The organism is Sphingobacteriales bacterium, from assembly GCA_016711285.1.
In the GTDB taxonomy this organism is placed as follows: Bacteria; Bacteroidota; Bacteroidia; order Chitinophagales; family UBA2359; genus JADJTG01.
Window position 1 is genome coordinate 180737 of sequence record JADJTG010000002.1, and the last position, 15654, is coordinate 196390.

Consider the following 15654-nt stretch of genomic DNA (forward strand, 5'->3'; position numbering starts at 1 on the left):
ATCATTTTACCGAAAAATAACTTTTAATAACAAAAACGGAAAAAAATACGCATCATTTTTTATTTACAAAACGACTCTTTTTTATAAAATAATCAATCATGAAAAAAATATTGCTCTCTACAATTTTGTTGATATTTGCCTGTGGAACGGCACAATCGCAACAGTTGTATCAGCTTTCACAATATATGATTAACGATTTGGCGTATAATCCGGCAATATCGGGCAGCAAAGGGCAACTCGCTATCCTTAAGGCTTCGTATCGCAAGCAATGGGCGGGCGGCTTTGGCGGTGATGAACCGAGTACTTTTACCATCAGTGGGCACAGCAGCGTAAACGAAAGCCGCTCGGTGGGATTGGGTGCTTTGATTTTTGCCGACCGCACCGGACCTACTCGCCGCACCGGTTTTCAGTTTTCTTATGCCTATCATTTGCCCATCAACGGTGGCGACCAACACTTGGCATTGGGTTTGGGTGCTTTGATTTTGAACTACGGCTTGGATTTTGACAAATTGGAGTTGGTGACAGAAAGCGACCCTGCCGTTATTGAAAATGTAGCTTCCAAAACAACTATTGACTTCAACACAGGTGCTTATTTTTATGACGAAAATTATTGGGTAGGTGTATCTGTGGCGCAGTTGGCAGCACGCGAGTTGCAATTGAGCCGCCGCTCCGACTCCTTAGATGTAGAAACCGTAAAATTGGCGCGTCACTTGTTTGTATCGGCGGGTTATCGTTTTGATATTAACGAAGATTTTGCCGTAGAACCCTCTATTTTACTCAAATCGGTAGCTCCGGTAAAGCCGCAGTTGGATTTGAACGCCCGTGTTATTTTCCGTCAGCAATATTGGGCAGGTATTTCTTATCGTTCCAAAGATGCTTTTGCTTTGTTGCTCGGCTTAAATCTGAACAATGGCTTCAATGCTACCTACTCGTATGATATTATCACTTCGGGTTTGAATGCAGTGAGCAAAGGTTCGCACGAAATAGGCATCGGCTACAACTTAGATTGGCGCAACAATGCCGCCGAAGCAGCACCAGCAAGCTATTAGAAAGACACGGCACATATATTTTATTTTTATAAAAAAAGCGGCTCTTAGTATAAGAGCCGCTTTTTTTTATTTTTTTCAACACAGGCAAAAATTTATATGATTTGTCGTGCTATAAATTTTGATTCTGGGTATATTTAAAATTGAGAAAACCGTGTTTTGTTTTTTACATACGCCCCTCGCCTTTTTCATAAATCACATTGGAGCGTCCGACAATTAAAGGATCTACTTTTCCTATTGTATCCTGATTTTTTTTGCTGTAAGGCAGTTTATGTAAAATATAGCGCATCGCATTGAGGCGGGCGCGTTTTTTACAATTGGATTTTACCACAATCCAGGGTGAGTCGGAGGTATCAGTATAAAAAACATTTTTTCTTTGGCTTCGGTATAGTCATTCCATTTGTCCAAAGACGCTTTATCAACAGGCGATAATTTCCATTGTTTCAAAGGGTGTGTTTCGCGGTCTTTAAAACGGCGTTTTTGCTCTTCTTGGCTCACCGAAAACCAAAACTTAAACAAATAAATGCCACTGCGCACCAAATTGCGTTCAAATTCGGGTACTTGGCGCATAAATTCCATATATTCTTCGCGGCTGCAAAATCCCATTACTTTTTCTACGCCGGCGCGATTGTACCAAGAGCGGTCAAAGAGAACTATTTCGCCGCGCGTGGGCAGGTGTTTTACATAGCGTTGAAAATACCACTGACCTTTTTCTTCTTCGGTGGGTTTTTCAAGGGCAACCACTCTGGCTCCGCGCGGATTGAGGTTCTCCATTACCCGCTTAATCGTTCCTCCTTTGCCGGCGGCATCTCTGCCTTCAAACAAAATAATCACCCGTGCGCCTGTTTCTTTTACCCAAGCCTGTAATTTGAGCAACTCTACCTGCAAATTGTATTTTTGGCGTTCATAGTTTTTGCGCGACATCAAATTTTTGTAAGGATAGCCGCCATTGTGCCAATCCTCCGCCAATTCTGCATCGGGGTCAATAGACGGCACAATGCTGTTTTTATTTTCATCTGTTTCGCTCAAAAGTATTCTTAACAGATACTGACGCTCATCTTTCGGATAGTTGTCAAGAAAAGACTTCGCTGCAGCTTTTTTTTCGGCTTCGGTGGGTGCATTTTGGATTTTTCCATTCAATACGGTGGCATCACTATTGAGCCGTGCCCTAATTCTTCGTTTTACTGTATTGTTGCGTGCTTCTTGCGGTGTATCCCCTGCCAGCACATCTCCCTCTGCTACCTTTCTCACTCTGGTTTTCAAAACCTCCGCCTCTTCTATAAGATTTTTCTTTGCCATTGTATTATTTTTTTATAAAAATTATGTGAAATTTCAAACTGTAAATATACTAAGAAACGCAATAATATGAAAGTGTTTTCTGCTATTTATTCAGTGTTTATATCTATACAAATATCACACACACACTCTACATTTTTATCATTTATGATTTCAGTCATAATTCCTTGCTTTAATAGCGGGTAACTTTGCACATTCATTTATTATCTCAATCTTTTATATCAAAAATATGAAAACAACACCCCTATTGCTATTTTTTAGCATTTTATTTTTGGTAATGGAAGCCTGCGGCGGTGCTTCAAAGGACAACGCTTCAGGTGGTACTGCCACACCTGCCACTACGCCTAAAAGTATGGTAGAAGAAGCTCCTTCTTATGACCCTGTGCGCGGCGAAGGAAAATTTAATGCAGAAAATGTAAAAATTGGAGCATTAGATGCAACAATGGCGAGTAAAGGTGAAGGTATTTCAAAAACCAAATGCTTGTCGTGTCATAAAATGACAGATGAAAGATTGGTAGGTCCCGGCTGGAAGGGTGTTACTACTCGCCGGCAGCCGTTTTGGATTATGAATTTCATCACCAATCCCGACCCGATGATTAACAAAGATCCTGCCGTACAAGCGCAATTAGAACTGTGTTTGGTGCGTATGCCCAACCAAAGTTTGACAGATGATGATGCCAGAAATGTATTGGAATATATGCGCAAAAACGATGGAGTGCAATAAAAGAATTAAAATTTTTATATATAAATGAAAAACAAACACATCATAACGGCTTCTATTTTATTGCTATCAATATGGGCAATAAGTATGAGTTCTTCTTGTAAACCTAAAAATGCTGCTACTGCCATTGTAGGCGATGCCGCCAACAAAGCCTATGTAGCTCCGGGTAAATACGATGAATTTTATAATTTTGTATCCGGCGGTTTTAGTGGGCAATTGTCGGTATATGGTCTGCCGAGTGGCAGATTGTTGCGTGTAATTCCTGTATTTTCGGTAGATCCCGAAAAAGGTTGGGGCTACAGCGAAGAAACTAAACCCATGCTGAATACCTCACACGGTTTTGTACCTTGGGACGACCTCCACCACACCGAACTTTCCCAAACCAAAGGCGAAATTAACGGAAAATGGATATTTGTCAACGGCAACAATACACCACGTTTGGCACGCATTGACCTAAAAACATTCCGTACTATGGAAATCATAGAATTGCCCAATAGTGGCGGTAATCACAGTTCGCCTTTTGGCACTGAAAACTCAGAGTATATCGTAGCAGGCACACGTTTCAGCGTACCGCCCGACGATGCCAACGGTGATGTTCCTATCAATACTTACAAACAAAACTTTAAAGGACATATCAGCTTTGTGAGCGTAAATCCCGAAAGCGGCGAAATGAATATCGCTTTTCAGCTAAAAACTCCGGGTGTTAATTTTGACCTGGCACGCTGCGGAAGAGATAAATCGCATGGTTGGTTTTTCTTCAGTTGCTACAATACCGAACAGGCAAACACCCTGCTGGAGGTGAACGCATCTCAAAAAGACAAAGATTTCATTATGGCGGTTAATTGGAAAAAAGCGGAAGAGTACATTAAAGCCGGAAAAGGAAAAACCGTAAAAGTGAAATATGCTCACAATAAATATAATGAATCTACCCAAAGTGCCGCTTCCGAAATCAAAAATGAGGTATTGGTATTAGATGTAGCAGAATTAAAGGATATTTGTTATATGATTCCCTGCCCAAAATCGCCGCACGGCTGCGATGTTGATCCCACCGGCGAATATATAGTGGGCAGTGGTAAATTGGCAGCCCTGATTCCGGTTTTCAGCTTCGACAAAATCCAGAAAGCCATCGCCAACAAAGAATATGAAGGAGAATATGAAGGCATTCCGGTAATCAAATACGAATCGGCATTATACGGCGAGGTAAAAAAACCCGGCTTAGGTCCTTTACACACCGAATTTGACGGCAAAGGCAACGCTTATACCTCTTTCTTTGTGTCTTCGGAAGTGGTGAAATGGAATATCAAAGATTTGACTGTAATAGATAGAGTTCCCACTTATTATTCGGTAGGACACTTGTGTGTGCCCGGTGGCAATACACGCAAACCCAACCCTAAATATTTGATTGCTTACAACAAAATTACCAAAGATCGCTACTTGCCTACTGGTCCCGAATTGTCGCAAAGTGCCCAATTATACGATATCAGCGGCGAAAAAATGCAGATGATTCTCGATTTCCCGACTATAGGTGAACCGCACTATGCGCAGGCAGTTTCGGCGGATATTATCCAAAACAACGGTCAACTAAAAATCTATAAAATAGACGAGAATAAGCACCCTTATGCCGCCAAGGGCGAGGCAGAATCCAAAGTAGTACGCGAAGGCAATAAAGTACATGTATATATAACTTCTATCCGTTCGCACTTTGCACCCGACAATATAGAAGGCGTAAAAATGGGCGATGAGGTGTATTTCCACGTTACCAATTTGGAACAAGACTGGGACGTGCCACACGGCTTTGCCGTAAAAGGTGCTGCCAACGCCGAATTGCTCATTATGCCCGGCGAAACTACTACCCTGAAATGGGTGCCGGACAGAGTAGGTATTTTTCCGATATATTGCACCGACTTTTGCAGTGCTTTGCATCAGGAAATGCAAGGATATGTGCGCGTGTCGCCTGCGGGTAGCAATGTGCCTCTTACTTTCAGCGTAGGAAAAACTACTCCGCCGCCTGCCGATGCTGCCGCACCCGCCGAAGCCGCACCCAAACAACAATAGTCAGTATAAATTTTAATATAAAAGAAAAGGAAACGGTTTTGTTTCCTTTTCTTTTTATAGGAAATCGCTTGCAGCCGATGTATCGTATTTTTTTTATTGTAAAATATTGATATGTACAATTATTATCAATCCTTTTTACATCTACAATTAAAAATTATCATTTACTGAAGCGCATTTTTATTTTTTTTAATATTATGAAAATATCCACTTTATCCAAAATATTTTTAATAATAGCAGCCATTTTATTAATCGGCTCTTTATTTGTACCTCTGTGGCGCATTGATTTAGAAGCACCTCAATATCCCGAAGGTTTAAACCTATTAATTTATGCCAATAAAATAGCCGGCAACGTGGACATTATCAATGGTCTAAATCATTATATCGGAATGCAAACCCTGCACGCCGAAAATTTTATTGAATTTACCGTTCTCCAATATATTATTGGGGCATTTGCATTATTATTCGTCATTACCGCCATCATCGGCAAACGCAAATTGCTCTACGCAACTTTTATCGCTTTTGCTGCTTTTGGCGTAATCGCCATTGCCGATTTTTGGCGGTGGGAATATAACTACGGACACCACTTAGACCCCAACGCACCGATTATTGTTCCGGGTATGGCGTATCAGCCGCCGCTTATCGGCTTCAAACAACTGCTGAATTTCGGAGCTTACTCCATGCCGGACATAGGTGGTTATTTTTTTATTATATGCGGTATCATTTTACTTGCATTGGTGGGTAAAGAGTCGGGTTTCTTCAATCGTTTTTCAAGCAAAAAAAGTGCTTATGTAAAAATGTTGTATTGGTCGCTGGGTTGGTCTGTATTGATGGCGAGTGCCGCCTGCTCCAGCGAAGACACACCCGCCGACATCGCTCTTAATCGAGATATGTGCGATTATTGCAAAATGAAAATATCCGACCAACAATTTGCGGCGCAATTAAAAACCGAAAAAGGTCGCTATTATAAATTTGACGATATATTTTGTTTACAATCTTATCGCAAAGAACATAATGAGGTAAATTACAAGGCTCTTTGGATATCCGACTACGCCCAAGCATCTCATTTTGTGGCGATGGAGCAAGCCCATTTGTGCGCTCGCCCGACCTGAAAACCCCGATGGGCGGCGGTATAGCTGCCTTTGCCAACAAAGCTGATGCCGAAAAACTGGCGCAGCAATACAACACTCAGGTACTTAACTGGAAATCCCTTAATGAATAATATTTCCTTCTTTTGGCATATTTTGTTGTGGTACATATCGGCGGCGATGCTTACCCTGCCCACACTCTCTGGAGCAGTACTCACCGTAGATAAAACAGCCCCAAACAACAAAGTTTACACCCACCTCAAAGCAGCAATTGCGGCGGCACAGGCGGGCGATACTTTGTTGGTAAAGCAGGGTGTGTACGAAGAAGGAAATATCCGCATTGAAAAGCCGCTTTGCTTAATCGGCGAAAATTTTCCCATATTGGAGGGCAGCAAAAAATATGAAATTCTTTCGATTTACTCCGACAGTGTGTGGATAGAAGGATTTAAAGTGCAACATTCCGGCTTTGCCGCCTTAGACGACCCGGGCGGTATCAAAACCTATAACAGTCATTATATCAATATTATAGGAAATATTTTGTACGACAATTTTTTTGGTATATACATTCAATACGGAACACATTGCGTAGTAAAAAACAATGAAATTGTTGCCTTGGGTGGCGCAGAACAACAAATCGGCAATGGTATTCATTGCTGGAAAAGCGACAGCCTCCAAATTATCGGCAATCATATCAGCGGGCATCGAGACGGCATTTATTTTGAGTTTGTGACACAATCGCTGATATGGCGCAATATTGTAGAAAAAAATCTCCGCTATGGTCTGCATTTTATGTTTTCCAATGATGATGCTTATTTCAGCAATTTGTTCAGGCAAAACGGTGCAGGTGTGGCGGTGATGTTTACCAAAAATGTGACAATGATGAATAATACCTTTGACCAAAACTGGGGCGATGCCGCTTACGGCTTGCTGCTCAAAGAAATCAGCGACAGCTATATCGGCGGCAACCATTTTGAACAAAATACTTCGGGTATTCGTATGGAGGGCACCAACCGCATTACCTTAGAAAAAAATGTATTTTCAAACAACGGCTGGGCTATGCAGATACAGGCGAGTTGTATGGATAACCACGTCAGCAACAACAATTTTATTGCCAACACCTTTGACATCTCCACCAATGGAACACTCCTACTCAATACCTTGAACAATAATTACTGGGACAAATACGAAGGCTACGACCTCAACAAAGACCGACTCGGCGATGTGCCTTTTCACCCCTTGAGTTTATTTTCTATTATTGTTGAAAATCAGCCGGCAGCGATGCTGTTATACCGCAGTTTTATGATTAGTTTATTGGATAAATCCGAAAAAATGTTTCCTTCGCTCACACCCGACCATTTTATTGACAAAGAACCTCTTATGCAAGCATTACCCTTATGATTCGTATTCGCAACCTTTCAAAAAAATTCGGCAAATTAAATGTACTCCAACATCTCAATATGGATTGTGAAATGGGGCAGTGCATTGCTTTGATTGGTCCGAACGGCTGCGGCAAAACTACGCTCATTAAATCAATTTTGGGAATGGTGCTGCCCGACGAAGGGGAAATATTAGTACACGAAAAAAACATAAAAAATGATGTCGCCTATCGTTGCCATATCGGTTATATGCCTCAAATCGGTCGTTATCCCGACAATATGAAGGTGGCGCAAGTATTGAGTACCATTAAACACATCAGAGCTGCACAGGCTACAGATGAAGAGTTGTTGCATACTTATCATTTACATACTATTTTTGAACAGTATATGCACACGCTGAGTGGCGGCACGGTGCAAAAAGTGAGCGCGGCTTTGGCTTTTTTATTCAACCCCGATATTCTGATTTTAGATGAACCAACAGCCGGCTTAGACCCTTTGGCTGCCGAATTGTTGAAAGAAAAAATTATTGCCGAAAAAGAAAAAGGGAAATTGATTTTGATTACCTCGCACCAACTCAGCGAATTAGATGATTTGGTATCTCAGATTGTATTGATGCAGGAAGGAAAGTAGTATTGCATCAAAATATTGAAGCACTGAAAGCTGCCAGTGGCGAACAAAAATTATCCAAAGCCATTTCAAATATATTACGCCAACAACAACAAAGTATTTCTTTTATTGCACAATGATGCGCCTGATTTATTTAATTTTAGCTGATATTGTCAGAAATAAAATTGTTCTCGCTTATACGCTTTTTTTGGCGGTATTTGCGTGGAGCATTTTTAGTTTGGAAGACAGCAGCAATAAAGGGGTGCTTACGTTGCTCAATATTATGTTGCTGGCAGTGCCTTTGGTATCGGTGTTGTTTTCTACTATATATATATACAACCGCTCCGAATTTATTGAGTTGTTGTTGAGCCAGCCTATTCCACGCAGCCGCATTTGGATTAGTTTGTTTGCGGGTTTGTGCATTAGTTTGGTGTGTGCTTATATTTTGGCTGCCGCTTTGCCTTTGTTGTTGTTTGTGAGCACCGATTTGGCTCTTTTGTTGCTCGGTGTGGGCAGTGTGGTGACGATGGTGTTTGTGTCTATTGCGTTTTTTGCCGCCACCACCAGCCGCGACAAAGCCAAAGGCATCGGTATCGCCGTATTGTTGTGGTTGTATTTCGCACTGTTGTTCGATGGATTGGTGCTGTTTTTATTGTTTCAGTTTTCGGAGTATCCAATTGAAAAAATGATGGTGTGGCTATCCGCCAGCAGCCCTTTGGACTTAGCGCGAATTTTGGTGCTGCTGCGCTTGGATAATGCCGCTTTACTGGGCTATACAGGGGCGATATTCAAAGCATCGTTTGGGTCGGGTGGCGGATTGGTGCTGGCATTTGTGTGTTTAAGTTTGTGGGTGGCAGTGCCTTTTTTTATTTCGTTAAAAATATTTCAACATAAAGATATTTAAATAACAACAACAAAATGATACAGGAATTATGGGCGCAAATAGGTAGTGCAACAAAACCCTTAACTGCCGTGCTGCATCGGTGTTCGGACAGCAAAGTAATCGTCATCGGGCTGCGGTCGAGTGTTTTGCTCAAAGAGCATGTGAGTCCGGTGGCGGCGCGTTTGATGGTATTGCAAGGTGAAGTGGAATATCGGCAAGGCGATGAAATATATACGTTGCAGCCTTACCAACAACAAAATATTCCCGCCCAAACGCTGCGTTTGCAAGATACCTTGTGTCTTTTGATTCAAGGCTGATTTTGAACAAGTGTGTTATTTTTTTTATTATTCATAAAAAGAACCAAGAAATATGGCAAGCGATATTCGCGACAGAAAAGATATTGTGCGGTTGATAGATCGGTTCTACGACAAAGTAAAAGATGATGCGCAAATTGCCCGTTTTTTTACGGAAGTAGTGCCTGTACAGTGGGACAAACACCTCCCTGTGATGTACGACTTTTGGGAAAACGTACTTTTTTACAGTGGAAACTATAGCGGAAACCCGATGCTCAAGCACCGCGCCCTGCACGAAAAAAGTGCTTTGTGTGCTGCCGATTTTGAGCGGTGGTTGCTACTGTTTACCACTACCGTTGATGAAATGTATGCCGGCAAATACGCCGACACCATTAAACAGCGTGCCGAACAAATTGCTACGGTGATGCAAATAAAGATCATACAAAACACCTCTGCTTTTTGATAAGGAAAGAGGCACGGATAAAATACAAATTGAGTTTTTGTGTTTGGATTATATACAAAAAAAATGCAAGCCTGTCGGAGAGGCTTGCATTCATTTTTCAAAAAACCTATAAGCACAATCTTTAAAAAAAATATTTTATTTATTGCGATACGGTGGGCGGCAACAGCACGTCATTGATAACGTGTATTACGCCATTGGAGGTTTTAATTGTAGCAACGATTTCTTTGTCGTTTATATATGTTTTGTTGTCTTTTTTCGTAATCTTCACTTTTCCTCCATATACCATATCATACACAGCCCCATCTTGCAGCAAAGCTCCGTCGAGCACGCCCACATAAGTATGATATCCCAAAATATTTTCTAAATCGCCTTTCTTTTCGGGTTTGAGAAGCCCCTCCACTGTACCCGGTGGCAGTTTTTCAAAAGCGGCGTTGGTAGGTGCAAATACCGTAAAGGGTCCGGCATTGCTGAGGGCATCTACCAAGCCGGCGGCTTGCACGGCAGCTACGAGCGTGCTGTGGTCTTTGCTGCCTACTGCTACCTGCACGATATTGGGCTTAGATACGTCGTCTTTTACGCCCGATTGTCCGGTGGCTGTCGGAGCAGCACCTTCGGTGGTAGCAGATGATGATGATGGTGCAACTTCGGTGGTGGCGTTGCTTTGGCAGGCGGCAATACTCATCATACCGCCTATTATGAGCCAATGAAAATATTTCATATACTTAAAAAATCTTTTCGCAAAGATACCACCTCTCTTTGCGCTTATTTATGATTAAAATCATAAGCGCAGCCGCATTTTTTATTTTTTTTACAGTAAAAAATTTTGAGCTTGTTTCCGTAAAGAAATTACATCAAAAATCCGTTTTCCGCCGTTATAGGTTTTGGAATATCAGTTTCGCCGAGCATTTCTCTCAGGTCTATTTCTATGCCCCGTGCAATGGCAGTAATGGGCACATCGTTGTAAGTTCCTTCAAAGGGATTTTCTGAATAATCGCCTATCATTTCCATCAAAAAAAACACCCAGATAATTAAACCTGAAAAAGGAATAGTGAGCCATATTGTATGGCTTTTGAGGTCATGAAAAATATTTAATAAGCCAAAAGGCGCAAGCACAGAAAATATTAAAGTCATCCAAAATGCTACTGAGGCGTACTGACGTGGAAAAGGAAAATTTTTAATCCGCTCGCTTCTGCCCTGATCGGCATAAAACTCTGTAATGAGCTTGTGAAATTCCATGTGCCGAAAATCGTCAAAATAATTGCTGTCTTTCAGTTCTTGCAAACGATTGGCTTGTTTGTGCAGAATTTGAACCGCCATATTCGCTTTACCTTTATAAAGGTTAAATTCTTCTTCACACAGTATTTCATTGATTTCATTTTCCAAATTATCAAAATAAGTTTCGCTGATATTGGGTATATATCGCCCCTTAATTCTCATTTCGCTATGTTCCCATTCGCGCGAAAGCCGCAACTGATAGCGCAAGGCGGTGAGCCACGCTATATGGCGATATATCATTTCTTCTTTTATTTTTTTGTTGTTTTCGCCTTGTATAAAGCTACTCACTGCCACCCCGAAAGTTCTTGAATTATTCACGATGCCGCCCCAGATTTTTCTTGCCTCCCAAGTTCTGTCGTAGCTGGCATTGTTTTTAAATCCCAAATAAAAAGCTACTGCTATCCCCAAAATACTAATCGGTTGCCAGCTGATTGATAAATCAAAATTGAGCTGATGATAAAAAAATTCAAATATAAAGGCTAATACTGTGGCATAAACAACCCCCATAAATAAAGGGAGCTTTGCTCCAGAGAAACGTCATCCAAAAACCGTATCGTCTGCGGGTGTACATTTTTTTTGTAAAAAATTTTTAAATTTTCAAAAACAATTATAATTGCGAACAAATAAACGATGCAAAAACGGGCATTTTTTTTAATTACAATGGCAGCATATCTAATGTTTTTTAAAAAAAATGAGCCAAATCTATTTGTCGGGCAAAAATGAAAAAATAAAAATTAATAATACAATTTTCTGTTGATAATTTCTACCTTCTGTTTTTGTTTGAGGGCAGACAGGGTTCTGATGACGGTTTCTACGCGCAAGCCCGTAGAATCAGCAATTTCTTGGCGGGTGTAGGGGATTATCACACGGAGACAGGGATCTGCACCGATGCTTTTTTTGTGATCTTCCAAAAAAGCGATGATGCGATGCTCGGGATTATGATTGATGTTTTCGCTGGTTTTTCTGGATTTATAAAAAATGCGCTGTGACAAGAGTTTCAAAAAATCTTTTTCAATACTGCGGTGCGCCTCCAACAACTGAAAAAACACTTCTTTGGGTAGCCGTATCAACTCTGTATGTCGGGTGGCTCGGGCACTCGCCGGATAAGGCAGGTCGATAAATAAAGGCGGTTCGCCAAAACTTTCACCGTCTTTAAAAACACCCTGGATAAACTCTTTGCCCTCCTCGTTGAGGCTCACCATTTTCACTGCTCCACTCAAAATCTGGAAATACGACTTAGGTATATTACCCTCATAAAAAATAAACTCCCCTTTCTCAAAAACCTTAATGGAAGCTCCCCAAGCCAATAGTAATGGAGTATCTATCATTTGGCAGTTGTTTTATTTTTGTTTTCAGCACTCATACAAAACGGCTGAATACTTATCAGTAAAATATCATACAAATATAAGAAATTCTCTGATAAGTTCTATAAAGTTAAACGGCTGTTCTTTCGGGCTTATGTTCCAACTTTGACAAAGTTATAACTTTGTCAAAGTAAAAAACGCCTGCATTTACCTTTTGCAGTGCTGCATTTACCTTATGCAGTGCCGCATTTACCTTTTGCAGTGCCGCATTTACCTTTTGCAGTGCCGCATTTACCTTTTGCGGTGCCGCATTTACCTTTTGCGGTGCCGCATTTACCTTTTGCGGTGCCGCATTTACCTTTTGCAGTGCCGCATTTACCTTTTGCGGTGCCGCATTTACCTTTTGCGGTGCCGCATTTACCTTTTGCGGTGCCGCATTTACCTTTTGCGGTGCCGCATTTACCTTTTGCGGTGCCGCATTTACCTTTTGCGGTGCCGCATTTACCTTTTGCGGTGCCGCATTTACCTTTGCGGTGCCGCATTTACCTTTTGCGGTGCCGCATTTACCTTTGCGGTGCCGCATTTACCTTTTGCGGTGCCGCATTTTACCTTTTGCGGTGCCGCATTTACCTTTGCGGTGCCGCATTTACCTTTTGCGGTGCCGCATTTACCTTTTGCGGTGCCGCATTTACCTTTTGCGGTGCCGCATTTACCTTTTGCGGTGCCGCATTTACCTTTTGCGGTGCCGCATTTACCTTTTGCGGTGCCGCATTTTGCGTGGGCATTGCTGCTTATGGCGTGGGCATTGCTGCTTATGGCGTGGGCAATCCCAACTTTGACAAAGTTGGAACTTTGTCAAAGTTAAACACTGTTGCATTTACCTTTTGCACTGTTGCATTTGGCGTGGGCAATCCCAACTTTGACAAAGTTGGAACTTTGTCAAAGTTAAACACTGTTGCATTTACCTTTTGCACTGTTGCGTTTGTCGTGGGCAATCCCAACTTTGACAAAGTTGGAACTTTGTCAAAGTTAAACACTGTCGCATTTACCTTTTGCGGTGCCGCATTTTGCGTGGGTATATCCCAACTTTATCAAAGTTCAAAATTTAGAGGTTCAAAAATTTTCTCCCTGTTTTTTCAAAAAAATCTTTATTGTGTATGGTTTTACGGGCATTTCTTTACCTTTGCAGCCAACAAGAATAATATATAAAATACACGCTACTTAAAAAACATGATAGTATCCAAATGGCGGGCTTGGCGCAACACGGCGATGTATCAGGGCTGGGGCAAAAAGCAATGTCACTTTGAACAATGGAGCTACCGCCTGAATGATGCCGCCTCCGCTCGCTCCTTTTTGGTGACGGCGGGCATTGCTTGGGACACCCCCAACAACACAGCCGCAGCTTTTATTGAGATAAAAGACAACAAACGACCGCTTTTTTACCAAACTTTTCCTTTGGAAGCGTGGCAAGCCTCGCACAAAAATGTTGAAATCAGCATTGGCGACAATTTTTTTTCGCTTCATCAGATCCGTTTGGCATTGCCTCATATCAGCGGCACTGTTGAAATGCAGCAGTTGTCGCCGGTAGCAGAGCAGTTGTCCGAAAACCGCAGCACATTGAGCCGTTTGGTGCGCCCTTTTCCGTATTGTCAGGAGGTGTTGAGTATGCGCCACACCCTGCAAGGCACTTTGCACCTCGACAATGAAACCATCAACTGGGACGGCGGCGTGGGCTACAGCGACAAATTGTGGGGGCATACTTTTCCGCCGCATTATTTGTATTTGCAAAGCACACAATTTCGCTACGATGAAGAAGTGTCTTTTATGTTGGCGATGTTTCCTGCCAAAGAAAACCAAAACGAATTATCCAACTTTATCGGCGTTTTGTATCACGAGGGCGATGTGTATTCTTTTACGCCATACAATGATACAGACATAAAAAAAGCCACCATACAAGGCGAAGCGGCAGAAATCAATTTTGTACAAAAAGATTATTTGCTGATAGTAAAAATACAGGAAAACTCTTCGCAGCAGCAGTTCGGGCAACAATTTGAAGTGCGTTTTTTTAAGGGTAATAAAATGATTTTTTGCGGCACAGGCAAACAGGCGGTCGTTCAGGTAAAAGGTGCTTACCGAAATCTGAGTATTTAATACATCAAAAAAAATTCATCTCCAACCTTACATTTATGAACAACGATGCTTCTTACATCATCATCAGCGGAGCTGCCGGATTTATCGGCTCTTGTGTGGCGGCTGCTCTGAATGAGGCGGGCTATCGCGCTTTAGTTTTGAGTGATGATTTTTCGGCAGAACAAAAGAAAGCCAATTATATACACCAGCAATATGCCCATTTGGTAGAGCGCAGCCGTTTGTTGGAGTTTTTGGAAAAAGAACAACTTCCCGTTGCTTTCTTTTTGCATATCGGCGCACGCACCGACACCACCGAAACCAATTGGGCTGTTTTTGAACAACTCAATGTGTCGTATTCAAAAGCCGTATGGCATTATTGCACCCGTCATCGTATTCCGCTGATTTATGCTTCCAGTGCCGCCACCTACGGCGATGGCGCACAAGGCTTTGATGATGACGAAACACGCATACCCGCACTGCACCCTTTGAATATTTACGGCGAGTCCAAACAAATCTTTGACCTCTGGTGCTTACAACAAAACGAAAAACCTCCTTTTTGGGCGGGGCTGAAATTTTTTAATGTATTTGGTCCCAACGAATACCACAAAGGGCGTATGGCTTCGGTGATTTTTCACGCTTTCCGCCAAATACAGGCGCAAGGCAGTATGCAGTTGTTTCGCTCCCACCGCCCCGATTATGCAGACGGCGGGCAGTTGCGCGATTTTATCTATATAAAAGACCTCATCTCCATTATTTTATTTTTGATGCAAAATACGCAGCGCGTGCCTTCGGGTATTTACAATGCGGGTACCGGACAGGCGCGCTCTTTTTTGGATTTGGCGCGTGCCGTATTTGCGGCGATGAAATTGCCCGAACACATCATTTTTATAGATACTCCCGCCGACATTCGCGACAAATACCAATATTTTACCGAAGCAAATATGGATAAATTGCGGGCAGCCGGCTTTACGCAACCTTTTTACAGTTTGGAAAATGCCGTACAAGACTATGTACAAAATTATTTATTGCCACAACATTATATGTAATTTTAAAATAATCGCTACATTGCATTTCCAAATAACCAACTAAAAAAGCGTCCTTTGCATAAAGAAAAGATATTC

Annotated in this window: 12 protein-coding genes and 4 pseudogenes; 12 read left to right on the forward strand and 4 right to left on the reverse strand. The window is 41.9% G+C overall.

Going from position 1 to position 15654, the window contains the following annotated elements; translation table 11 throughout:
• Positions 1-98 precede the first annotated feature (98 nt).
• Positions 99-1049 (forward strand): PorP/SprF family type IX secretion system membrane protein, encoded by a 951-nt coding sequence (locus IPL35_00960; protein MBK8442055.1) that lies wholly within the window; start codon positions 99-101, stop codon positions 1047-1049.
• Between the two features lie 163 nt (positions 1050-1212).
• Here the strand turns inward: IPL35_00960 and ppk2 are convergent.
• A pseudogene (gene ppk2, locus IPL35_00965) lies at positions 1213-2345 on the reverse strand (polyphosphate kinase 2).
• Positions 2346-2571: 226 nt separating this feature from the next.
• On the opposite strand from ppk2, the gene IPL35_00970 reads away from it, so the two are divergent.
• The 8 genes and pseudogenes from IPL35_00970 to IPL35_01005 all read left to right on the forward strand — a co-directional run bounded on the left by IPL35_00970 (position 2572) and on the right by IPL35_01005 (position 9824).
• On the forward strand, positions 2572-3066 hold the full coding sequence (locus IPL35_00970) for a cytochrome c (GenBank protein MBK8442056.1): 495 nt from the start codon (positions 2572-2574) through the stop codon (positions 3064-3066).
• Between the two features lie 24 nt (positions 3067-3090).
• Positions 3091-5118: a Sec-dependent nitrous-oxide reductase gene (gene nosZ / locus IPL35_00975; protein ID MBK8442057.1), complete on the forward strand. Its 2028-nt coding sequence runs from the start codon at positions 3091-3093 to the stop codon at positions 5116-5118.
• Positions 5119-5312: 194 nt separating this feature from the next.
• A pseudogene (locus tag IPL35_00980) lies at positions 5313-6337 on the forward strand (nitrous oxide reductase accessory protein NosL).
• A 46-nt stretch (positions 6338-6383) separates the two neighbouring features.
• Positions 6384-7601, forward strand: coding sequence for a nitrous oxide reductase family maturation protein NosD (gene nosD / locus IPL35_00985; GenBank protein ID MBK8442058.1), 1218 nt, complete (start codon positions 6384-6386; stop codon positions 7599-7601).
• Positions 7598-8325 (forward strand): annotated as a pseudogene (locus tag IPL35_00990) (ATP-binding cassette domain-containing protein). Before nosD ends, IPL35_00990 begins: the two are co-directional and overlap by 4 nt.
• Positions 8322-9089, forward strand: a complete 768-nt coding sequence (locus tag IPL35_00995; protein MBK8442059.1) for an ABC transporter permease subunit — start codon at positions 8322-8324, stop codon at positions 9087-9089. Before IPL35_00990 ends, IPL35_00995 begins: the two are co-directional and overlap by 4 nt.
• Before the next feature lie 14 nt (positions 9090-9103).
• Entirely contained in the window at positions 9104-9385 is a 282-nt protein-coding gene (locus IPL35_01000; protein ID MBK8442060.1) for a hypothetical protein, read from the forward strand.
• Between the two features lie 52 nt (positions 9386-9437).
• Entirely contained in the window at positions 9438-9824 is a 387-nt protein-coding gene (locus tag IPL35_01005; protein MBK8442061.1) for a group III truncated hemoglobin, read from the forward strand.
• 139 nt (positions 9825-9963) lie between these two features.
• Here IPL35_01005 and IPL35_01010 read toward each other — a convergent pair whose 3' ends face one another.
• The 3 genes and pseudogenes from IPL35_01010 to IPL35_01020 form a co-directional block, all read right to left on the reverse strand.
• Positions 9964-10542, reverse strand: a complete 579-nt coding sequence (locus IPL35_01010) for a fasciclin domain-containing protein (GenBank protein MBK8442062.1) — start codon at positions 10540-10542, stop codon at positions 9964-9966.
• Between the two features lie 128 nt (positions 10543-10670).
• A pseudogene (locus IPL35_01015) lies at positions 10671-11670 on the reverse strand (hypothetical protein).
• A 163-nt stretch (positions 11671-11833) separates the two neighbouring features.
• Positions 11834-12427 carry a Crp/Fnr family transcriptional regulator gene (locus IPL35_01020; GenBank protein MBK8442063.1) on the reverse strand — a complete coding sequence of 198 codons (594 nt, stop codon included), beginning with the start codon at positions 12425-12427 and terminating at the stop codon, positions 11834-11836.
• Between the two features lie 195 nt (positions 12428-12622).
• On the opposite strand from IPL35_01020, the gene IPL35_01025 reads away from it, so the two are divergent.
• The 3 genes from IPL35_01025 to rfaD are packed head-to-tail and all read left to right on the forward strand — an operon-like array spanning position 12623 to position 15579.
• Positions 12623-13612 (forward strand): hypothetical protein, encoded by a 990-nt coding sequence (locus tag IPL35_01025; GenBank protein MBK8442064.1) that lies wholly within the window; start codon positions 12623-12625, stop codon positions 13610-13612.
• Between the two features lie 21 nt (positions 13613-13633).
• Positions 13634-14554, forward strand: coding sequence for a hypothetical protein (locus IPL35_01030; protein ID MBK8442065.1), 921 nt, complete (start codon positions 13634-13636; stop codon positions 14552-14554).
• 35 nt (positions 14555-14589) lie between these two features.
• A complete protein-coding gene (gene rfaD / locus IPL35_01035) occupies positions 14590-15579 on the forward strand; it encodes an ADP-glyceromanno-heptose 6-epimerase (GenBank protein ID MBK8442066.1) in 990 nt (329 codons plus the stop codon).
• Positions 15580-15654: the final 75 nt, after the last annotated feature.

Coding starts and splice junctions, on each gene's coding strand:
- IPL35_01000 (MBK8442060.1), top strand. CDS start 9,104: ATGATACAGGAATTATGGGCGCAAATAGGTAGTGCAACAAAACCCTTA.
- IPL35_01030 (MBK8442065.1), top strand. CDS start 13,634: ATGATAGTATCCAAATGGCGGGCTTGGCGCAACACGGCGATGTATCAG.
- IPL35_00995 (MBK8442059.1), top strand. CDS start 8,322: ATGATGCGCCTGATTTATTTAATTTTAGCTGATATTGTCAGAAATAAA.
- nosZ (MBK8442057.1), top strand. CDS start 3,091: ATGAAAAACAAACACATCATAACGGCTTCTATTTTATTGCTATCAATA.
- IPL35_00960 (MBK8442055.1), top strand. CDS start 99: ATGAAAAAAATATTGCTCTCTACAATTTTGTTGATATTTGCCTGTGGA.
- rfaD (MBK8442066.1), top strand. CDS start 14,590: ATGAACAACGATGCTTCTTACATCATCATCAGCGGAGCTGCCGGATTT.
- IPL35_01005 (MBK8442061.1), top strand. CDS start 9,438: ATGGCAAGCGATATTCGCGACAGAAAAGATATTGTGCGGTTGATAGAT.
- nosD (MBK8442058.1), top strand. CDS start 6,384: ATGCTTACCCTGCCCACACTCTCTGGAGCAGTACTCACCGTAGATAAA.
- IPL35_01020 (MBK8442063.1), bottom strand. CDS start 12,427: ATGATAGATACTCCATTACTATTGGCTTGGGGAGCTTCCATTAAGGTT.
- IPL35_01010 (MBK8442062.1), bottom strand. CDS start 10,542: ATGAAATATTTTCATTGGCTCATAATAGGCGGTATGATGAGTATTGCC.
- IPL35_00970 (MBK8442056.1), top strand. CDS start 2,572: ATGAAAACAACACCCCTATTGCTATTTTTTAGCATTTTATTTTTGGTA.